The organism is Streptomyces sp. NBC_01463, from assembly GCA_036227345.1.
In the GTDB taxonomy this organism is placed as follows: domain Bacteria; phylum Actinomycetota; class Actinomycetes; order Streptomycetales; family Streptomycetaceae; genus Streptomyces.
On the sequence record CP109468.1, the window covers coordinates 3,535,185 to 3,556,574 of the forward strand.

Below are 21,390 nucleotides of genomic sequence, written 5' to 3' on the forward strand. Positions count from 1 at the left end.
CCCGGGGCTCAGACCAGCCGTCGGGCCGTCGCCCAGCGCGTGAGCTCGTGCCGGTTGGAGAGCTGGAGCTTGCGCAGCACCGCCGAGACGTGCGACTCGACCGTCTTCACCGAGATGAACAGCTGCTTGGCGATCTCCTTGTACGCGTAGCCGCGGGCGATCAGCCGCAGCACCTCGCGCTCGCGCTGCGTCAGCCGGTCGAGGTCCTCGTCGACCGGCGGCGCGTCCGTGGAGGCGAAGGCGTCGAGGACGAAGCCGGCCAGCCGGGGCGAGAACACCGCGTCGCCGTCCTGGACCCGGAAGACCGAGTCGACCAGGTCGGCGCCGGTGATCGTCTTGGTGACATAGCCGCGGGCGCCGCCGCGGATGACGCCGATGACGTCCTCGGCGGCGTCCGAGACGGACAGTGCGAGGAACCGCACCGGGTTCTCGGCCGCGCCCATGAAGGGGGCGCAGCGGCGCAGCACCTCGACGCCGCCGCCGCCCGGGAGGTGCACGTCGAGGAGGACGACCTCGGGGCGGGTCGCCGTGATCACGGTGACCGCCTGGTCGACGTCGGCCGCCTCGCCGACGACTTCGACCCCGGTCTCCTCGGTGCGGCCGATCTCGGCCTGTACGCCGGTGCGGAACATCCGGTGGTCGTCGACGAGCACGACTCGTACCCGGCGCTCCGGGCCCTCGTGGCCCCCGGTCGCCTCAGTGGTCCCGTTCATCGCTCGTCCTCTCCATCTCCAGCTCGACTTCCGTGCCCCCGCCGGGCACCGAACGCAGCCGGGCGGTACCGCCGTTGCGCTGCATCCGGCCGATGATCGACTCTCTGACGCCCATTCTGTCCCCCGGTACGGAATCCAGGTCGAATCCCGGACCGCGGTCACGCACCGAGACGAAGACCGTGCGGCCCTCGACCTCCGCGTAGACCTGTACGGCGCCGCCCTCGCCACCGTACTTGGCGGCGTTGACCATCGCCTCGCGTGCGGCCTGCATCTGTGCGGTCAGCTTCTCGTCCAGCGGGCAGTCGCCGACGACGACGACCTCCAGCGGGACGCCGTGCTTGTCCTCGACCTCGGCGGCGGCGCGTTTGACGGCCTCGGCCAGGGTCTCCGGCTCGTCGCCCTCGTCCTTGCCGGTGCCCTCGGGGTTGTACAGCCAGTTGCGGAGCTCGCGCTCCTGGGCACGGGCCAGCCGGCGGACCTCGCCGGCGTCCTCCGCGTTGCGCTGGATCAGGGTGAGGGTGTGCAGGACGGAGTCGTGGACGTGGGCGGCGACCTCGGCACGCTCCTGGGCCCTGATGCGCATCAGGCGTTCCTCGGAGAGGTCCTGGGTCATCCGGACGAGATAGGGGCCGGCCAGCAGGGCGATGCCGGTGAGCACGGCGATGGCCGCGGTGATGACGTTGCCGAGCTGGGCGGCGGAGCCGCGGACGACCATGAAGCCGGCCAGCCCCAGGCCGACCAGGGCGACCCCGGCCAGCCCGCGCGCCAGGTGCAGGACGCGACGGCGGCTGCCGACCTCCATCCAGCGGGCGCGGCGGGCGTTGTCGGCCTGGCGCCACACCAGGACGGAACCGGCGCCGATCAGCAGGGTGGGCCAGATGTAGCGGTCGGCCTTGCTGCCCATGTCGACGTTGCCGACGAAGATCAGGGCGCCGATGAGCAGCGCGATGAGGGCGAAGACCTGGCCCTTGTCGGGTTTGCGGAGCCGTCGGGTGCCGTCGGGGGCGGTCTCGAAGACGGACCGCGGGCCGTCCACGCCGCCGACGCCGAGCGGGACCACGATCCAGAACACCGCGTACAGGAGCGCGCCCAGGCCGTCCGCGAAGAACAGGCCGAGGAAGACGAACCGCACCCAGGCGACCGGCAGCCCGAGGTGTCCGGCGAGACCGCGCGCGACGCCGCCGAGCAGCCGTCCGTCGGCGCTGCGGTACAGCTTGCGCTGGGGCGGCTCCTCCGGGTCGGGTGCGAGGGAGCTTGCGGCTCGGGGCGTGGCGGCTGGCATGCCCCGATCGTCACACGCCGGTACGGGTGGTGGCATCAGGGTCGGCCCCCACTTCCACCCTGAGACGGGCCGGCGGGGGCGGCGGAGCCCCTGAGGGTCGGGCGGACCAATATCAGGGACCGGCCAGGGTCGGGGCGGGTGCCGGAAGGGACCGCGGCCCGTCACCATGGAGCCATGACCGTTCCCCAGGATGCGCCGCCCGGCGTCGCAACGCCCCCCGGGCCCGTACCGCGGCTGCACCGCAGCCCGCGGCAGAAAGTGGTGGCCGGGGTGTGCGGCGGGCTCGGCCGGTACTGCAACGTCGATCCGGTGATCTTCCGGATCGTGCTCGGCGTGCTCTCCGTGACCGGCGGCATCGGGCTGATCTTCTACGGCTTCGCCTGGCTGCTGATCCCGCTGGAGGGCGAGGAGGAGAACGAGGCGCGCCGGCTGCTGTCGGGCCGGGTCGAGGGGGCCTCCCTGATCGCGGTGCTGTGCGCGCTGATCGGCTGCGGTCTGTTCCTGTCCATGCTGGGCAACAGCGGCACGCTGGCGTTCTCGGCGATGCTCTCGGTCGCGGTCATCGGTTTCACGGTCTGGACGCAGCACCGCAGGACGGCCGATCCGCAGGAGGGGGTGCATCCGGCGGCGGAGCGGGCGGTGTCGGACGCGCCGCCCGAGGTGAAGGCGCCGCCGACCCCGTCGGGCCCCTCCTGGTGGCGGGACCCGATCGTGAAGGACGGCACGACGGGGCCGCCGGGGCCGGGTTATCTGTGGGGTCCCTCGGACACCGTGCTGGGCGGCAGGTCGGCCGCGCGGCCGCGGGGGGCGACGGCCGAGGACCCGTTCCGCGGGCCCGGGCGCTCGCGCCGGAGCGAGGAGCCGACGTCGATCGCCGGTGCGGTCTTCCTGCTCGCGGTGCTGGCGGGTTATCTGGGCGCGCGGCTGCGCTGGGACTCCCAGCCGTTCGGCACGAGTCTGCAGATCGGTCTGGCCGCGGCGCTCGCGGTGTTCGCCGTCGGGTTGCTGGTCAGTTCCTTCGTCGGCCGGACCGGCTTCGGCACCTTGCTGCTCGCGGTGCTCACGGCGCTTCTGCTGGCGGGCGCGTCCGCGCTGCCCGACGAGATCACCGCGCACTGGGTGCGCAAGGAGTGGCGGCCGGCCTCGGTCGCCGCCGTGCAGCCGCGCTACGAGGTGGGTTCGGGGGTGGCGGACCTGGACCTCACAAGGGTCGTCCTGCCGAAGGGCGGCACCCTCGCCACCGGTGTGGAGGTCGGTGCGGGCCGGGTCGTCGTACGGGTGCCGAAGGACGTCACGGTGAAGCTGCGCGCACGCGCGGGCCTCGGTGACATCAACGTGCCGGGCGAGGCGCGCCATGGGGACATCGACATCCGTCCCTCGCAGGACGAGCGCAGGACCCTGCGGCCGGCCGCGGGCACGAAGCCGGCCGGCACGCTCTCGCTCGATCTGGAAGTCGGCATCGGACAGGTGGAGGTCACCCGTGCTGCGTCATGAGTTCCGGCCCGGACGGGCCGTCGCGGGTGTGGTGATGCTGGCGCTGGCCGCCGGGTACGCGGCGGAGGCGGCCGACGCCTGGGACCCGCCGTGGGCCTTCTTCATCCCTCTCCTGGTCGGCGGGCTGTGGCTGTCGGCCGTGGTGACGTGGATCGCCTACCGCATCCGGCGCCGCCGGGTCGCGAGGACCGCGTCCACGGAGAACGAGGCGGCCCCGCCGAGCAGCAGCGGCAGCCAGGCCATGAGGTAGATCAGGTCGTTGCCGAGGTAGTACGGCGAGACCTGCCAGCTGACGGTCAGCCACAGGCTGAGCGAGATCAGCGCACCGCCGAGCGCGGCGATCCGGCTCCACAGGCCCAGCAGGGTGCCGATGCCGACGGCGAGCTCACCGAAGGCGATGGCGTACCCGAAGCCGGACGGGCTCTTCAGCGCGAGGTCGACGAGGGCCGGGATCGCGGCGGAGTCGCGGACGGCGGTCATCTGCTCGCCGACGGATCCCGGTCCGGTGGCGTGGAAGAACGCGCTGTCGGTGAGCTTGTCGAGTGCGGCGTAGATGAAGGTGACGCCGAGAAAGATCCGCAGGGGCAGCAGGGCATGTTCCCGCGCCAGCTCCCGCAGGCTCCTGGCCTCGCCCAGACCGCGCCCGTTCGTGCCGTACCCGTGCATGGTTGTCCCGCCTTCCGCAGCTCTGCCCGCCGGACCACCGGGTCCGCCCACAGAGTCATTCGACCCTCGCCGGACCGTTCGATCCGTCACCAGACCATACGTACGCGCCGAACGCCCGGCTCACCAGGTGCGCGGTCGGGTTCGGCCATCGGGTCGAACGGCGGGCGGGCCGGGGCTCAGTCGGTCACGTCGATCGCGACCCGGTTCGACTCCGCGCCCGATGCCGTCACCACCTGCACCTCGACCACCCCGGGCTCCACCTCCACCGGCACCGGCACGGTCAGCACTGTGTCGGTCGGGTTGGCGAAGCCGCCGGTGACCGGGACCATCGGGACGTGTACGTGGACGGGGCCGATCCGCACGACCATGCGGGCCAGCCGGTCCGGCGCCCCGGCGCCGGGCGGCACGAAGCCCGCGCCGCGGATCTCGATGTCGTCACCGGTACGGATCGGCGCGTCCAGGTCACCGGCCTCCCGGGCCCGGACCACCGACAGCACCACGGGCCGGCCGCCCTCGGTGTACTTCCCGGCGAAGTAGGCCGCCGCCGACACGGCCACCAGCAGGGCGAGCCCCCACGGCAGATCGGGCAGCTGCTCGGGCCGGCGGGCGAGGCGGACCGCGGCGAAGACCACCGCGACCGTGGACACCAGCACGTACTGCACATCGGTGAACCCGCCGCGCCCGGAGTCGTCGGTGAGCAGGTCGGCGGCGCGCGGCCGGTCGGCCCGCAGCTTCTGCAGCCGCCCGGACAGCACCCGTACGCCCACCACCCGCCGGACGACCACCGCGATGGCGCACACCAGCGCCAGCACGGTCACCACACCGGAGCCGCGCGCCAGGTCGAGGCCCTCGATCAGGGCGTCGCGCTGCGCGTGGCCGGAGGCGCCCGCCAGCTGGAGAGCGAGGACGAGCACCGAGAAGACGGCGAGCAGCACCCAGGACGCGGCGACCGCGCGGGAGGTGGAGAGCCGGTTGTCCTCGCCGATCAGCGGGGCGAGGAGGCCGCCGCGCGCCCGGTGGAGGTGTGCGGCTGCGGTCAGCAGCCCGGCGGTGACCACCCCGGCGACCAGGCCGGCGGTACGGGCGTGGGACCAGCCCGCACCGATCGCGGTGGCGGCCTCGGCGACCGCGAGCACGGCGACCGCGCCCCACACGACGACCAGGGTGCGCTGCCACACCCGGTACAGCCAGGCGTCCCCGGCCTCGCGGCCGCGGTCGGCGACGGCGCGCGCGGACTGGGTCAGCTCGTCCGAGACCCACTGCCGGGTCGCGGACGGGGACTGGGCGACCCCGGCGGGAAGCCCCTGACCCGCGGCGAGTTCGTCCCGCTTGGCCAGGAAGGCGGCCACCGCGCGCCGGTGTCCCTGACGCGCTCCGTGCGGGCAGTCGCCGCACGTGCAGCCACCGCCGTGCGTGGTCTGTCCCGCCTCGTCCAACGCCACGGAGAACGCCGCCCTTTCCCACCCCGGTACAGCTGATGATCAACCCAACTCAGCTGCGATTGCTGCGAATTGTGCCGTACGGTACGGGCGGTTCCCGCATCGGGGCACACCGGGCGGGCGGGATCGTCAGAACGTTCGAGAGATACGGCGCCACAGCGGCTGGTAATTGATCCAGGCGACCAGGTCGCTGCCGAGCTGTTCGCGGGTGGTGACGGCGTCCCGGTGCTCGATCAGGACCGGCTTCCCGGCCGCCCGCGCGGCCAGCTGGACCTGGCAGGACCGCTCCAGCGCGAGGAACCACCAGGCCGCCGCGTCCACCGAGTCGCCCACGGTCAGCAGCCCGTGGTTGCGCAGGACGATCGCCTTGCGGGCCCCCAGCGCGGCCGCGATCCGGCGCCCCTCCTCCTCGTCCACGACGACCCCGGTGTACGCGTCGTACAGCGCGTGGTCCTCGTAGAAGGCGCAGGCCTCCTGGGTGATGGGCTCCACCAGCTCACCGAGCGCGGCCAGTGCCCTGCCGTGCACCGAGTGGGTGTGCACGACGGCGACGACGTCCGGGCGGGCCCGGTGCACCTGCGCGTGGACGGCGAACGCCGCCTGGTTGACGTGGTGGCGCCCCTCGACGACCTGCCCCTCACCGTTCACCAGGATCAGCTCGTCCGGCCGCAGCCCGTCGAAGGGGGCGCCGAAGGGGTTGACCCAGAAGCAGTCGGCGAATTCGGGGTCGCGGGCCGTGATGTGCCCGGAGACCCCGTCCTCGTACCCGTACTCACCGAACAGGCGCAGCGCCCCGGCCAGGCGTTCCTTGCGGTACGTGCGTTCCTCGTCGAGGGAGGTGTGCACGGGCGGCATCGCGAAGTGGAGCTGGTCCACGGGTATGGGTGTGGGCTCGGTCATGGCGGCTCCTCGGGGCTCCCCGGCGTACGGGATCAGACGTACGGGATCGGAAGTTACCGCCGGTTGCCGCAGGTGGCCAGAGGGATCCGCGATCGATTCGGGCCGGGAACGCGGCGATGCCGCCGCCCGTGGGTACGGACGGCGGCATCGGCGTGACGGTCGGAGTGGGGATCACTCCCACTCGATGGTCCCCGGCGGCTTGCTCGTGATGTCGAGCACCACGCGGTTGACGTCGGCGACCTCGTTGGTGATGCGGGTGGAGATCTTGGCGAGCGTCTCGTACGGCAGTCGCGACCAGTCCGCCGTCATGGCGTCCTCGGAGGAGACGGGGCGCAGCACGATCGGGTGGCCGTAGGTGCGGCCGTCGCCCTGGACGCCGACGCTGCGGACGTCCGCCAGGAGGACCACCGGGCACTGCCAGATGTCACGGTCCAGGCCGGCCGCGGTCAGCTCCTCGCGGGCGATCGCGTCGGCGTCCCGGAGCAGGTCGAGCCGCTCCTCGGTGACCTCGCCGACGATCCGGATACCGAGTCCGGGGCCGGGGAAGGGCTGGCGCTGGACGATCTCCTCGGGCAGGCCGAGCTCCTGGCCGACCATCCGGACCTCGTCCTTGAACAGCTGGCGCAGCGGCTCGACGAGCTGGAACTCGATGTCGTCGGGGAGCCCGCCCACGTTGTGGTGGGACTTGATGTTGGCGGTGCCGGTGCCGCCGCCGGACTCGACGACGTCCGGGTAGAGGGTGCCCTGCACGAGGAAGGCGACCTCGGGGCCGTCCTCCTGGAGGATCTCCAGCTGCGCCTGCTCGAAGACGCGGATGAACTCGCGGCCGATGATCTTGCGCTTGGTCTCCGGGTCGGAGACCCCGGCCAGCGCCTTCAGGAAGCGCTCGCTCGCGTCGACGACCTTCAGGTTGGCGCCGGTGGCGGCCACGAAGTCCTTCTCGACCTGCTCGGTCTCGCCCTTGCGCATCAGGCCGTGGTCGACGTAGACGCAGGTGAGCTGGGAGCCGATGGCCTTCTGGACGAGGGCCGCGGCGACGGCGGAGTCGACGCCGCCGGAGAGACCGCAGATGGCGCGCTTGTCGCCGACCTGGGCGCGGATCGCGGCGACCTGCTCCTCGACGACGTTGGTCGTCGTCCAGGTCGGCTCGATGCCCGCGCCGCGGTACAGGAAGTGCTCCAGGACCTGCTGGCCGTGCGTGGAGTGCAGCACCTCGGGGTGGTACTGGACGCCGTAGAGCTTCTTCTCGTCGTTCTCGAAGGCGGCGACCGGGACGACGTCCGTGGACGCGGTGACGGTGAAGCCCTCGGGGGCGGCGGAGCAGGCGTCGCCGTGCGACATCCACACCGACTGCTGGTCCGGCGTGCCCTCGAAGAGCGTCGAGCCGGACTTGGAGACGGAGAGCGCGGTACGGCCGTACTCACGGGCACCGTTGTCGTCGACGGTGCCGCCGAGCGTGGTCGCCATCAGCTGGAAGCCGTAGCACATGCCGAAGACGGGGACCCCGGCCTCGAACAGCGCCCGGTCGAGCGAGGGCGCGCCCTCGGCGTACACGGAGGACGGTCCGCCGGACAGGATGATCGCCCGGGGGTTCTTGGCCAGCATCTCGGCCACCGGCATCGTGGACGGCACGATCTCGCTGTAGACCCGGGCCTCACGGACCCGTCGGGCGATGAGCTGGGCGTACTGGGCGCCGAAGTCGACAACGAGGACCACGTCGGTGGTGGTGTCGGGGGCGGCGGGGGGTGCTGCTGGCACGGGGCGGCCTTCCGGCGGTGGAGAGGGGGTCGGTCCTCCCGATTCTACCGGCGGCCCGGGGCGCCCCTCGTCGCACCGATACGCACCGCCCGCGGCCACCGCCGTCTCACCATCCGGGCCCGCCTTTGGCCCGGGCCCGGGGCCGGGTCCATACTGTCCCCCATGCGTCAGCACACGACCTTCGTCTTTACCTATGGCACCCGGCCCGCCGGCTGCCATGGTCGTGCTGCTTGAGCAACTGACAAGCAACGTTCCAGGCGCCCCGGGCCGACAGGCCCGGGGCGTTCTGGCGTTCCGGGCCCGGTCGGCCGGGGGCAGCCGCACCCCACCACCGGGAGACCCGCCATGAGCAGCACCACAGCCGCCCGCACCGCCACCGAGGTGACCGGTGCGCACACCGACGAGGCCGCGTCCCTGATCGCGGACGCACGGACGCGCATCGACTCGCTCGACGACCGGATCATCGGGCTCGTCCAGGAACGGATGGCCGTCTCCACCGTCATCCAGGAGGCCCGGATCACGTCCGGCGGCCGCCGGGTCAGCCTCTCCCGCGAGATGGAGGTGCTCGGCCAGTACCGGGACGCGCTGGGCAGGCCCGGCACCTCTCTCGCGATGACCCTGCTGGAGCTGTGCCGCGGCCGCGTGTGACCCGCCGCAGCTCAGGCGCCCCTTGGGCCGGCAGGGCTGTACGGGCGTATCCCAGTTCGGGCGGACTCTCACCCGTACGGCGCGTGACCGGTCCGGGCGCGGCTTCGTTGGTCCCGGTGTCCGTGCCAGCCAGGGGCGGCTTGGGAAACAGAACCACGCGTGGCTCCGCCGGGGCGTGTGGCGTACTGCATGTACGCCGTGGGACCGCGCACCGGCGTGCGTGACCGGTCGGCAGGGGACAGCAGCCCGGTCACCTCAGAAACGGCAGGCTTCAGGGACGCCTGGAGCCTGCCGTGTCCAAGGGCCCGTGGACCGGACAACCGGTCCACGGGCCCTTGCGCGTTCCCCGCCTACCGGACGGTGCGCCGCCCGGTCACGTACAGCACCCCGCCCGCCAGCAGGGCGGCCGCCGCGGCGCCTGCGGCCGTGAGCGCGTCGGTGCCGGTCGCGGCGAGACTGCCGACGGTCCGCGGCCCCGGGCCGGCCGGTCCGGTCGAACCGGACGACGCGGAACCGCCGGTGGCGGACGAGCCCCCGGTGGACCCGGACGTGGTGGGGCCCGTGTCCCCCGAGCCCCCGGTGGACCCGGCGCCGCCCGACGTGCCGGAGGTGTCCGCGTTCAGGACGAGGGCGGCTGTGTCGTTCCTCCGGTCCGGGTCGAACGGCAGCGGCGGGTCTCCCGCGCCCCGCACCTCGACCCTCCCGGAGGCCCCCGTGACGGCCTCGACGATCCGCAGGTCGAAGTGCAGCCCGAGGCCGCCGTCCTCCCGGACGGCCGCCGGGGCCGTGCACCGGTAGCGCGGGGCGCCCGCCTGCTGCTCGCGGGACCGCCCGTCGGCCGTCACACCCCGGCAGGCGTCCGGCCACCCTGTGACCGAGGCACCGCGGGGGACGGTGAAGTCGACCGTGGCGGCGGGCTCGCCCGCATCGAGGCCGCCGATCCAGGCGGGCCCCTCGTTGCGGAAGCCGATGTCGGCCTCGACGGTGCTGCCCACCATGCCGTCCGCGGTGTCGCCGTACGCGACGAAGTCGGCGGTGTTCGCGGTGCTGAAGGCGTTCTCCTGCTGGTTGTCGCCGGGGTCGAGATCGGCGGAGCGGGCGGCGGGGAGTTCGGTGAGCGCGAGCACGTTCCCCTTGCTGCCCGGTGCGGATCGCGCGCCGGAGCGTTCGGCGGCGCGCACGCCAGGACCGCCCTCGTCGACGCGGTAGACGAAGGTGTCCCGGTAGGCGCGCCGGGTGGCCCTGAGGGTCAGCGGTTCGGCGAGTTCGTAGGCGGCGCCCGCCTCGAAGCTGCCCTCGACCGAGCAAAGTGCCGTTGTCCGGACGGTGAAGCCCAGGCCGCCGTCGTCCTCGCTGTACACGCAGTTCTCGTACCGCTCGGTGAACTCGATGCCGCGCGTGTAGACGAGCGTGAGCAGGACGCCGTCGGCGGCGCGGGTTCCGTCGTTGCTGAACGCCAGCGGGACCGGCTGGGTCTGGCCGGGGACGAGCTCCCGCTTCAGCTCGGCCCGCCTCATCACCAGGTCGGGGCCGCCGATCCCGATCCGCGTGGTGAACGGGGCGAAGGTCACGCCGTCCGCCGTGCCGGTGACCCTGACGGTCCCGGAGTCCCCCTCCTCGCTGCCCTCCGCGGCGGTGAAGCGGAGCTCGGGCAGCGGGTTCGGCCCGGGTGCGAGGCCCTCGCCGTGGCACACGCCGGTGGTACCGGTGACCGTGCAGTCCGTACCGCCGTCCGCACGGCCGTCCGTGCCGAACCCGGCGTCGGCGACGCCCGCGATGCCGCCGAGGTCGAAGGTCACCGTGTACGCGCCGGTGAAGCCGCCGTGCTCCTCGTCCCGCAGCGGGTTGTCGACGGTGATCGCGAGGGAGGTCCCCTGCGGTGCGCCGGTCGCCGGGTACGGGTGCAGGGCGGTCTCGGCGGGGCCGCCGAAGCCCATGACGGGACCGGAGGCACGGGCCGGGGCGCCCAGGGCGAGCGATCCGGCGGCCAGCAGGCCGACGGCGGCGAGAGCGCCCGCGACACGGCGCGCGGCGGCTCTCGGGGTCGTGCTTCTCATCGCGGGGCCTTCTGGGGTCGGGAGCTGTACGGCTGCGGCGCAGCGATACGAGTTCGACCCCGGGACCGCGGGAACAGTTGCGCGGACCCAGGTCACGGATTGAGCACGTCACCCGGGGAGCACCGCGCACGGACGTGATGGGCATCACATAAGGATTATGTGAACTCGGGGACAACCATTGGGTCCCTCTGCAGGTCATGCATGCGGAACCACCGGTCACATCCGTCACGCGGCTTCACCGGTTGAGCGGGAGGGGCTGCACTCGGAGGGGGGTGCAGCCCCTTCTGCTGTCCGGCCCCGGCTACTCCGCCTTCGTGGGCTCCTTCTCCGTGACCTTCTTCGGCGGCACCGCCGGCATCCCCAGGAACGGCAGCCTCAGCGCGCCGAACGCCTCCTTCGGGACGGCCGGCGCCTGCGGTTCGACCGCCGCCAGCCGCTCGTACTCCTCGCCCTGCGCCGGGCGCGGGTCCCGCTCGCCCTTGTTGGGCCAGAAGGACATGGCCCGCTCCGCCTGCGCGGTGATCGTCAGCGACGGGTTGACGCCGAGGTTGGCGGAGACCGCGGAACCGTCGACGACCGAGATCCCCGGGTGGCCGAACAGCCGGTGGTACGGGTCGATGACCCCCTCGTCGGCACTCGCGCCGATCGGGCAGCCGCCGAGGAAGTGCGCGGTGAGCGGGGTGCCCATCAGCTCGCCGATGTTGGAGCCCGGGAAGCCGTTGATCTCCTCGGCGAGCAGCGTCGCGCTCTGCGTCGCCTCGGCGATCTGCGTCGGGTTGGGCGCGCCGTGGCCCTGGCGGGCGGTGAGCAGGCCCTTGCCGATGCCCCGGGGCTTGCGGTAGGCGGTCAGGGAGTTGTCCAGCGACTGCATGACGAGCCCGATGATGGTCCGCTCCGACCAGCGGCGGTTGGAGAGCGAGCGCATCGCGAGCGTCGGGTGCTTGGCCAGGTTGCCGAACCAGGCCAGCACCCGGCGGCTGCTGTACGGCACCTGGAGGATGGTCATGCCGCCCATCGCGTTGGATCCCTTGCCGTAGCGGACCGGTTCGATGTGGGTGTTCTCGTCGGGGTGGATCGACGAGGTGATGGCGACGCCCCTGGTGAAGTCGGCCTTGGTGCCGTGCTTCCTGCGGTAGCGGCGGTCGGAGGTCTGCGCGCCGACGAGACCCTCGGAGTTGGTCCGGGTCAGCTCGCCGAGGCGGGCGGAGAGCCGGGGCAGCTGTCCCTGGTCCTTCATGGTGTGCAGCAGGGTCTGGGTGCCGTACGTGCCCGCCGCGACGACCACCTTGCGGGCGCGCAGCCGCGTGGGCGTTGCCTTCTTGCGGCGGTCGGTCGGCACGGTGGAGACGCGGTAGCCGCCGTCCGGGTCGTCCGTGACCGCGACGACGGACGTCATCGGGTGGATGACCGCTCCGGCCTTCTCGGCGAGGTGGAGGTAGTTCTCGTTGAGGGTGTTCTTGGCGCCGTGCCGGCAGCCGGTCATGCATTCGCCGCACTCGGTGCAGGCCTTGCGGGCCGGTCCCGCACCCCCGAAGTACGGGTCGGCGACCGTGCCGCCGGGCTTCGCCCTCGCCGTGCCGTCGGCGTCCTCGCCGTCGCCGAAGAAGACCCCGACCGGGGCGAGGTGGAAGGTGTCGCCGACGCCCATGACCTCGGCGGTCGCCTTGAGGTGGACGTCGGACGGCGTCATCGTCGGGTTGAGCCGGACCCCGAGCATCCGCTTGGCCTGGTCGTAGTACGGCTTCAGCTCGTCCTGCCAGTCGGTGATGTGCGCCCACTGCCGGTCCTCGAAGAACGGCGCCGGCGGGACGTACAGCGTGTTGGCGTAGTTCAGCGAGCCGCCGCCGACGCCCGCACCGGCCAGCACCATCACCTTGCCGAGCAGGTGCACGCGCTGGATGCCGAAGAGGCCGAGCGCGGGGGCCCAGAGGTAGTTCTTCAGGTCCCAGGAGTTCTTGGGCAGGGTGCCGGGCGTGAAGCGGCGGCCCGCCTCCAGGACGCCGACCCGGTACCCCTTCTCGGACAGCCGCAGCGCCGAGACCGCGCCGCCGAAGCCCGAACCGACGATCAGGACGTCGTAGTCGTACGCGGCGTCGTCGTCGGCCGCACCGGCCGCTCCGGCCTGATTCTGGGCAGGGCTGTCCTGGGACATGGCACTCCTCGGTACGAAAAGGACAGAAGTGGTGCGGGGGTTCAGCGCAGGCGGAAGGCCTTCATGGCCTTGAGGCTGCGGTTCATGAAGGCGGCGTACTTCGCGTCGTCCATCCCGAAGGACGGGGCCAGCGGGATCAGCCGCTGCTGGGCGACGGTCTGCGCCTCGGTGTACTTGAGGATGCCCTCGGAGCCGTGGCGGCGGCCGAGGCCGGAGTCCTTCATGCCGCCCATCGGGGACTGCACGCTGCCGTACGCCGGGGCGTATCCCTCGTTGATGTTGACCGTGCCGGTCCGCAGCCGGGCGGCGACCTGGTGGCCGCGCCTGCCGTCCTTGGTCCAGACGCTCGAATTGAGGCCGTACGGGGTGGCGTTGGCCAGCGCGACGACCTCGTCCTCGTCGCTGAAGCGGTAGAGGGAGACGACGGGTCCGAAGGTCTCCTCGCCGCAGACGGCCATCGGGGCCTCGACGCCGTCGAGGATGGTCGGCTCGTAGAACAGCGGGCCGATGTCGGGGCGGGCGACGCCGCCGGCGACGAGCTTCGCGCCCTTCTCGACGGCCTCCGCGACATGCCGGCTGACGGTCTCCAGCTGGCGCTCGCCGACGAGCGATCCCATGTCGGCGCCGTACGCGAGGGAGTTGCCGAGCCGCATCGCCTTCGTCCGGGCGGCGAACCGCTCCACGAAGTCGTCGGCGACCGACTCGTGGACGTACAGCCGCTCGATGGAGATGCAGAGCTGGCCGGCGGAGGAGAAGCAGGCGCGGACGGCGCCGGCGGCGGCCTTCTCCACGTCGGCGTCCTTCAGGACCAGCATGGCGTTCTTGCCGCCGAGCTCCAGCGAGACGCCGACGAGCCGGGCCGCGGCACCCTGGGCGACCTCGCGGCCGGTGCGGGTGGAGCCGGTGAACGAGACGTAGTCGGCGTGCTTGACGACCTCGGGGCCCACGACGGGTCCGTCCCCGAGCACGACCTGGAACACCTCGGCCGGAAGTCCGGCCTCTATCAGCAGGTCACGGGCCCACAGCGCGGTCAGCGCGGTCTCCGTGTCGGGCTTCATCACCACGGCGTTGCCGGAGACGAACGCGGGCAGCGCGTCACCGACGGACAGCTCCAGCGGGTAGTTCCACGGGGCGATCTGGCCGATGACACCGCGCGGCTGGCGCAGCTCGGTGACCTTGGTGAGGGTCGGTACGACACCGGTGTGCCGCTTCGGCTTCAGATACGCGGCGGCCCTGCGGCCGTAGTGCCGGGCGGCGACGGCGACGGCCTGCACCTCCTCGTGGGCGTGCAGCCTGGCCTTGCCGGTCTCCAGCTGGATGAGGTCGAGGACCTCGGACTGGCGGCTGATGACGAGGTCGTGGAAGCGCAGCAGCACGGCGGCCCTGGCCCGGACGGGCGTCGCGGCCCAGGCGGGCTGGGCCGCGCGGGCCCGGTCGAAGGCGGTCGCCACGTCCTCGGGGGTGGACTCGGGCAGGTCGGCCAGCTTCTCGCCGGTGAAGGGCGTGTGGTTGGCCGTCCGGCCGGAGCCGACGACGCCACGGGTCAGCTGGGCGATCACCTCGGGGGTCACGACATCGGCGGCCGTGCGCACACCCGCGGGCGCGACGGCCACCGGGTTGGTGCCGACAGCGGCGGCGGAGGTGGACGTGGAGGCCTGCGAGTCCGTCATGAGGGCGAGAGTACGTCGGCCCGGATGCTTTGGGTACCCGTGGGTAACAGCTTTTCACGGTCCTCACAACGCCCTTCCGCGACCACCCGCCAACCAAGCCAGTGTCTACTGGCTAGATAACCGCTGATCAGGGCCTACCTTCCGCCGCCCGGGTCAGGAGGAGTGAATCTTGAGCCCCTCCGTCACCTGCTCGAAAATCTTCTCCCCGTCCCGCGCGGCCTGCCCTGCCGCGGGCATCTCGATCCGCACGTGCCAGTACACCGAGTCCTTGGTCTTCCCGGGGATCCACAGCTCCCGGAACTGCTCGTGCCGCGGGTCGTCCTCCGTGGCGGAGTACGGCACGTAGTCGACGGTCATCTCGAAGGCCTTGCGGCCCTGGTGCGTGACCTCCTCGGAGGTGACGGTCGCGTCCTTCATCTGGGTGGCGCTCGCGCCGCCCTTCTCGTAGTACGCCTTGCGGGCGGCGATGTCCGCACCGGGATCGTCGGCGTCGTCGACGGCGGGTCCCCGGTGCCAGAAGTCGATGGCGAAGACGCCGCTGGGGTCGCCGAACCACACCAGCCCGTCGTCGCTCTCCTCGTGACGCTGGTACTCCTTCGGCACGGTCACGTCCGCCTTGAGCACCTCCGTCTCCGGCCTGGACTGCCAGCCCTCGGGCAGACCGCCGCCCGAGAACGGATTGGCGAACAGCAGGACGAGCGCGACGACCACCGCCAGCAGCCCGCCGCCGAAGGCGGACTGGGCGCGGCGGTTGCCGTGCAGCGCCGGCGGCAGCCAGCGGCTCCCGCCGGCGTCCGCGCCTCCCGGGTACAGCCGGGTGGCGGTGGAGGGGACGGGCTGCGGGGCGGTGAGGGACTCCAGGGTCTGCCGGATCTCCGCGGCCGACGGCCGCGCCGCGGGGTCCTTGCGCAGCAGCTGCATCACCAGCGTGCCGAAGGCCCCCGTGCCGCGGGCCGGCATCTGCGGTTCCGCCGACAGGACGGCCTGCAGCGTCGCCGGGGTGTGCGAGCGGCGGTACGGGGAGACGCCCTCCACCGCCGCGTACAGCACGACGCCCAGCGACCAGAGGTCGGACTCGGGGCCCGGGCGCTGCCCCAGCACCCGTTCCGGCGCGATGTACTCGGGCGAGCCGACGAACGCACCGGTCTCGGTGAGCCCCTCCTCGCCCTCCACCTGCGCGATGCCGAAGTCGGTGAGGACGACCCGGTCCCCGCGGCCCAGCAGCACGTTGGCGGGTTTGACGTCACGGTGCAGGACGCCCGCGCCGTGCGCGGCGGTCAGCGCGCCCAGGACGGCGAGGCCGATCCGTGACGCCTCGCGCGGGTCGAGGGTGCCCTCCTGGAGCAGATCGGCGAGCGACTGACCGCGCACCAGCTCCATCACGATCCACGGCTTGGCGTCCTCGACGACCACGTCGTGCACGGTGACGACGGAGGGATGGTCGATCCGGGCCGCGGCCCGCGCCTCGCGCTGCATCCGCAGATGGACGATCTCGCGGTCCCGCGCGCCCAGATGGTCGGGCACCCGGGGCTCCTTGACGGCGACGTCCCGGTCGACGACCTCGTCGTGGGCCCGCCAGACGGTGCCCATGCCGCCGGCTCCCAGCCGCCCGACGAGCCGGTAGCGGCCGCCGAGGAGACGGCCGGCGCCCTGTTCGGGCAGCTCCGCTCCGGGCCGTACCTGTCCGGGAACGGGCGGCACCGGAGCAGGCGGGGCGGGCGCCGCCGGCCCGGGTACCGGTGCCCGCTCGGTGGGCGGTCCGGACGATGGTGCCGGTGCGTGCGGTGGCCGCAGCGCATAGCTGGTGGGCTCCTCCGCCTGTCCCCCGTCGTTCGTCATGCGCACATCCTGTCCGAGGCCACGCCCCGTGACCACAGGGGCAGTTGAGCGATGACAGACCCGTGACAGTCCGGCGGCCGGCCGGGTCGGGCGGGGTCAGCCCTCGTCGGCAGGCGCACGCCAACTGCGCAGCATCGCCTGGAACTGGTCCCGGGTGACGTCCCAGTCCTTCTCCGGCCCCGTCATGTACAGCGCGTACTCCGGGCCGCCCTCCTTGGCGTAGTACATCTGGTCGATGGCGTGCCGCGGGCCGGCGCCGTCCTTCTCGGTCCAGGTGAACTCCCAGATGGATCCGGGCTGGTCCCGGTAGACGTTGGAGTTCATCTCCAGGCTCCGGTAGTCCGGCAGCCGCTCCTTCAGGCTCGTCTCCAGGTTCTGCATGTGCGTGTACGGGTGCTCGAAGTCGGGCGTCGGATCGACGCTGAAGCGGAAGTAGTGCACACCGTCGTCCGGCGTGTAGTCGATGTTGGTGCCGTTCACCTGCCGCTCCCAGCCGATCGGCATCAGGATGCTGAACCCGGCCGGGTCCTCCACCCGCCGCCAGCCCTCCGGCACCCCCTGCTTCGACGGGTCCGGCTTCGACGACGGGGTGGGGGTCGGGGTGGCCGGTCCCGGCGAGCGGGTGCCGTGGGACGCCGTGCCGCCGGTCCCGCCGCCGGTGTCGTCGTCCGCACGGTTGGAGTACAGCATCGCGGCGATGCCCGCGCCGCCTCCCACCAGCGCCGCCAGGGCGATGACCACGAGCGTGGTGCGCCAGCGGCCGCGGGTGCGCCGGGTGACGGGTGCGGAGCCGGGGGGCGGAACCGGTCCGGGGTAGGGCAGTTGGGCCGTGCCGCCGTCCGCGCCCATCGCGTGCATGACCTCGTCCGGGACCCGCTGGGTGGGGACGTACGCCTGGGCCGAACGGGGTGCGCGCCCCTCCATGGCCTCCAGCAGCATCCGTTCGGTCTCCGCGGCCGTCGGCCGGTCCTCGGGTTCCTTGCGGAGCAGTGCGGTGATGACGTGCCCCAGCGCCCCGGCCCGCTCGGGCGGCGGCGGATCCTCGGTGACGACGGCCTGCATCGTGGAGATCGGCGAGGTGCGGCGGAACGGCGAACGGCCCTCGACCGCGGTGTACAGCGTGGCGCCCAGCGACCACAGGTCGGACGCGGGGCCGGGATCGCCGCCGCGTACCCGCTCGGGGGCCAGGTAGTCGATGGAGCCGACCAGTTCACCGGTCCTGGTGATGGTCGAGTCGCCCTCTATCGCGGCGATCCCGAAGTCGGTGAGCAGCACCCGGCCGTCCCGGGCGAGCAGGACGTTGCCCGGCTTCACATCGCGGTGCAGCACCCCGGCGCCGTGGGCGGCGCGCAGGGCGCCCAGCACGTGGAGGCCGATCCTGGCGGCCTCGCGCGGGTCGACCTCGCCGGACTCCTTGGCCTGGTCGGCGAGTGACGGTCCGTCGACGTACTGCATGACGATCCACGGCCGGTTGTCGTACTCGATCACGTCATGGACGGTGACCACGCCGGGGTGGGTGATGCGGGCGGCGGCGCGGGCCTCCTTCTGGGTCCGCGCGTGCAGGACGACCCGGTCCGCCTCGGCGACGTACAGCCCGGCCGTCAGTTCCTTGACGGCGACGGTGCGGTGCAGCACCTCGTCATGGGCGCGCCAGACCTTGCCCATGCCGCCGCGTCCGAGGACCTCGCCGAGCCGGTACCTCCCGGCCAGCAGCAGTCCCGCTTCCGTGCCCTGTGATCGATCCACGTGTGTCCCCGCCCCGTTCCTTCGGATGACAGGTTACGGAGGGGAGGTGCGGCCACGGAACCTCGCACCGCTCACGAGATCGCACTGTGATGCTTGTCGCTTCCCGGCAGCGGTGTGCCGAAACCGGCCGGGCACACAGCGTCAGGCGGTTCGTCTCACTTCGTCACGCGGTAGGAGGTACTGGCCTGTTGGTAGATGTCGTTCACCTTGTCGCGCTCGCCCACCGGGCCGATGGCCTGGAGGATGTGGTACTTGCCGTCGACGACCATCACCAGGTTGCGGACGAAGAGCTCGCGGCCGCCCGCCTGCCAGGTGTACTGCCCCTCCGCCATGGCCTGCTGCCCGACGTCGATCCGGCGCAGCCCGCTCGCGGACGACCAGCTGGAGTCGCGGAACGGCTTCAACTCCGGTTCCTTGTCCCGCTGGTAGTCGAGCGGGTCCGAGCCGCCGGACTTGACCGTGTCGCGCCCGGGCACGATGAGGACGCTGAACCCGCCGTCGCCGTAGCGGATCTGACGGTTCGCGTTGGGCGCGACGCGCGCCCAGCCCTTGGGCAGCCCGACCTCGAAGCCCTCGGCGTCCTTGCGCAGCGCGTAGCCGGGCGCGAGGGCGACGGCGGAGCGGCTGGTCTGCGGCTGCTGCGCGCCGGAGGACTGCGACGGGTCGGGGTCCGGGCCGCCGGAGCCGCCGTTGCCGGGTTCGGGTGCTCCGGACGCGGTACGGGACGGGGACGCGCCGGCCCCCTGCTCCGTACCGGACTTGGGCATGAACATCACCGCGTACGCGATCGCCGCGACCAGGAGCAGCAGGATCAGGACGAGCAGCAGCCGGCCGAGCCGCCGCGGTGCGCGCTTGCCGCCCTGCTGCGGGCGGGGCGGGGTGCGCAGCGCCTTGGGCCCCTTGGGCTCGCGGACCGGCCTGGGGTTCTTCGGCTCGCGCACCTGCTGCCGGGGGGCCCGCTCCACGGGTTCCGGACGGTCCTTGGTGTGGCGGTGCCTGCCGTGTGCCGCGCCGCCCCGGCGGCCGCGGCGCTTGCGGACGAGTTCGCCGCGGCGGCGCACGACGGGCAGCCGGGTGGCGTCGGGGGACGGCAGCGGCACGACGTCCGCACCGGCCTCCGGCTCCGGCGCCGAGCGCACCAGGGAGCGCAGCCAGCCCCGCAGCTCCTCGAAGTCCGGCCGCTCGGTGGGGTCCTGGCGCAGCAGCGACTCGACGACGGGCCGCAGCGGGCCGCACTCCTCGGCGAAGGCGGGCGGTTCGCCGCAGACCATCTGGACGAGTTCGGCGGCGCTCTCCTCGGGGTACGGGGCGTGGCCCTGGACGGCGCGGTAGAGCAGGGCGCCCAGCGCCCAGAGGTCGGTGGAGGGGCCGATGGGCGGGGCCAGCTGCCAGTTCTCGTGGACCGGTCCGGCCTGCTCGGGCGCCCAGCGCTCGGTGACCGCGCCGACGACGGCGATCCGGGCCTGCCGGGCGCGTTCGGCGGCGAGGGTGGTGGCGGGGCCGCGGTAGGCGGACGGGCCGCGGCTGCCGGCGACGATCTCGTCCCAGCGGCCCGGGGAGGTGTCGCGGGTGGTGGCCGGAACGAGCGGGCTGACGGCCGGGGTGGTGTCGTGGCGCCGGGAGTCGGCGCGCAGGGCGTCCTCGTTGGAACCCCCGGCGGACACCGGGCGTCCGTAGCCGGGGCCGTCGTCCCAGGTGCCGGTCAGGTGGAGCCGCCGGGGCGGCGGCCCGCCGTCGTCGTCCTCGTCGTCGTACGGGTCCTCGTCGTCGTACAGGTCCTCGCCGTACGTCTCCGGGACGCCCGGCAGGCCGAGCGGGGGCTGCGGGTGGGCGGGCCGCTGCACCGGGAGGGTGCCGGTGTCCTGCGTCTCGTCCCGGCCGGCCCGGCGCTCCTCCTCGCTGATGCGGGCGGCGGCGCGGGCACCCGCGCGGTACGCGGCGATGGCACCGGCCCGGGCTGCCCTGGCCCGGGCGGCACCTGCCTCGTCGGATGCGGGGACGGGCAGGGTGCCGGGCGGCATGGGCGCGGGCTGTGAAGGCCGCGGCACGGACTCCAGCTCCCCGGCGCCGTGGGGCTGCGCGGGCCCGTCGCCGTACCCCGGCTCGATGGCCGCGGGTTCGCGGGCAGCGGGCACCTCGGGGGCACCGTGCGGGTCGCTGTACGGGTCGCCGTGGGGATCGTTGTACGGATCGCCGTCGCCCGCCTCCACCGCGGGCGGGACGTACGGGCCGGTGGGGCCGGACTCGACCGCGGGGCTGCCGTACGCACCCTCGGGATCGCCGTCGTCGGGGCGCGGCACCGGCACATATCCGCAGAGCGCCTCCTCGGCCGCCCCGGCCGCCAGGCCGGTCAGCACGACGCGTCCGTCGTCGCAGATCAGCACCGTGCGCACGGTGATGTTGCGGTGGGTCCAGCCGTGGGCGTGCAGGACCCGCAGCGCGGTCAGGACGTCGGAGCCGATCTCGGCGGCCCGGTACGGATTGAGCGGGCGCTCCGCGAGCAGGGCCGCCAGCGGCCGGGCCGCCACCAGCTCGCTCACGATCCAGAGCGAGCCCGCCTCGGCGAACACGTCGAAGACCTGGTCCAGGCGCGGGTGGTCGGGCACCTGGGCCGCCGCCTGGGCGGCCTCTATGGCGCGCCGGACGGCCGGATCGGTGGACCGCCGCACCGTGCGCGCGCTGGTGCGCCGCGCTGCTGTGGGCACCCCGTCCGCGTCGAGCACCTCGGCGTCCACGACCTCGGGCAACGGCACCTGCCGGACGAGGACTTCCTGTCCGCTGTAGGTGTCGAACGCCCGGGTCTCGACCAGTTCGTACTCGTCGGACGGGGGCAGCGGAAGGCGGTAGCGGTCGGCAAGTACCCGACCCGCATAGTCGTCCACGACGCCTCCCCAGAGCGCGCTGTTCCCCCGGTCACGTAGACCGCACGAAGTCGCCAATTGCGGTCACTTACTGTGCAATTGACTTGAGGTTTCGGCTGCGTACGGTCTTCGAGCTCTCACAATACGTGGCAAGCGGCGGCCGCG

The 21,390-nt window shown here is 73.0% G+C and carries 15 protein-coding genes; 3 read left to right on the plus strand and 12 right to left on the minus strand.

Annotated elements, in window-relative coordinates:
- Positions 1-8: 8 nt before the first annotated feature.
- The gene (locus tag OG521_15450; protein ID WUW22115.1) at positions 9-713 is read right to left on the minus strand and encodes a response regulator transcription factor; all 705 of its coding nucleotides are present in this window, start codon (positions 711-713) and stop codon (positions 9-11) included.
- Positions 697-1,995, minus strand: a complete 1,299-nt coding sequence (locus OG521_15455; protein ID WUW22116.1) for a PspC domain-containing protein — start codon at positions 1,993-1,995, stop codon at positions 697-699. The genes OG521_15450 and OG521_15455 overlap by 17 nt, the downstream gene beginning before the upstream one ends.
- 174 nt (positions 1,996-2,169) lie before the next feature.
- Here OG521_15455 and OG521_15460 point away from each other — a divergent pair, with 174 nt between their 5' ends.
- Together OG521_15460 and OG521_15465 are read left to right on the plus strand one after the other, a co-directional pair.
- Positions 2,170-3,489, plus strand: a complete 1,320-nt coding sequence (locus OG521_15460) for a PspC domain-containing protein (protein ID WUW22117.1) — start codon at positions 2,170-2,172, stop codon at positions 3,487-3,489.
- Complete coding sequence (locus OG521_15465) at positions 3,476-3,739, plus strand: hypothetical protein (protein WUW22118.1); 264 nt, start codon at positions 3,476-3,478, stop codon at positions 3,737-3,739. Before OG521_15460 ends, OG521_15465 begins: the two co-directional genes overlap by 14 nt.
- Here the strand turns inward: OG521_15465 and OG521_15470 are convergent.
- The 4 genes from OG521_15470 to guaA all read right to left on the minus strand — a co-directional run bounded on the left by OG521_15470 (position 3,646) and on the right by guaA (position 8,252).
- Complete coding sequence (locus tag OG521_15470) at positions 3,646-4,155, minus strand: DoxX family protein (protein ID WUW22119.1); 510 nt, start codon at positions 4,153-4,155, stop codon at positions 3,646-3,648. The two genes, OG521_15465 and OG521_15470, sit on opposite strands and share 94 nt — an antisense overlap.
- Before the next feature lie 176 nt (positions 4,156-4,331).
- A complete protein-coding gene (locus tag OG521_15475; protein ID WUW22120.1) occupies positions 4,332-5,597 on the minus strand; it encodes a hypothetical protein in 1,266 nt (421 codons plus the stop codon).
- A 126-nt stretch (positions 5,598-5,723) separates the two neighbouring features.
- The gene (locus tag OG521_15480) at positions 5,724-6,494 is read right to left on the minus strand and encodes a class II aldolase/adducin family protein (GenBank protein WUW22121.1); all 771 of its coding nucleotides are present in this window, start codon (positions 6,492-6,494) and stop codon (positions 5,724-5,726) included.
- 171 nt (positions 6,495-6,665) lie between these two features.
- The gene (gene guaA, locus OG521_15485) at positions 6,666-8,252 is read right to left on the minus strand and encodes a glutamine-hydrolyzing GMP synthase (protein ID WUW22122.1); all 1,587 of its coding nucleotides are present in this window, start codon (positions 8,250-8,252) and stop codon (positions 6,666-6,668) included.
- Between the two features lie 345 nt (positions 8,253-8,597).
- Here guaA and OG521_15490 point away from each other — a divergent pair, with 345 nt between their 5' ends.
- Entirely contained in the window at positions 8,598-8,900 is a 303-nt protein-coding gene (locus OG521_15490; GenBank protein WUW22123.1) for a chorismate mutase, read from the plus strand.
- Positions 8,901-9,250: 350 nt separating this feature from the next.
- Here the strand turns inward: OG521_15490 and OG521_15495 are convergent, their stop codons facing one another.
- The 6 genes from OG521_15495 to OG521_15520 form a co-directional block, all read right to left on the minus strand.
- Positions 9,251-10,957 (minus strand): peptidase, encoded by a 1,707-nt coding sequence (locus tag OG521_15495; GenBank protein WUW22124.1) that lies wholly within the window; start codon positions 10,955-10,957, stop codon positions 9,251-9,253.
- Positions 10,958-11,258: 301 nt separating this feature from the next.
- Positions 11,259-13,109: a GMC family oxidoreductase gene (locus OG521_15500; protein WUW22125.1), complete on the minus strand. Its 1,851-nt coding sequence runs from the start codon at positions 13,107-13,109 to the stop codon at positions 11,259-11,261.
- A 41-nt stretch (positions 13,110-13,150) separates the two neighbouring features.
- On the minus strand, positions 13,151-14,779 hold the full coding sequence (locus tag OG521_15505; GenBank protein ID WUW22126.1) for a succinic semialdehyde dehydrogenase: 1,629 nt from the start codon (positions 14,777-14,779) through the stop codon (positions 13,151-13,153).
- Between the two features lie 153 nt (positions 14,780-14,932).
- Entirely contained in the window at positions 14,933-16,618 is a 1,686-nt protein-coding gene (locus tag OG521_15510) for a serine/threonine protein kinase (GenBank protein WUW22127.1), read from the minus strand.
- A gap of 96 nt (positions 16,619-16,714) precedes the next feature.
- Positions 16,715-18,364: a serine/threonine protein kinase gene (locus OG521_15515; protein WUW22128.1), complete on the minus strand. Its 1,650-nt coding sequence runs from the start codon at positions 18,362-18,364 to the stop codon at positions 16,715-16,717.
- A 155-nt stretch (positions 18,365-18,519) separates the two neighbouring features.
- Positions 18,520-21,246: a protein kinase gene (locus OG521_15520; GenBank protein ID WUW22129.1), complete on the minus strand. Its 2,727-nt coding sequence runs from the start codon at positions 21,244-21,246 to the stop codon at positions 18,520-18,522.
- Positions 21,247-21,390: the final 144 nt, after the last annotated feature.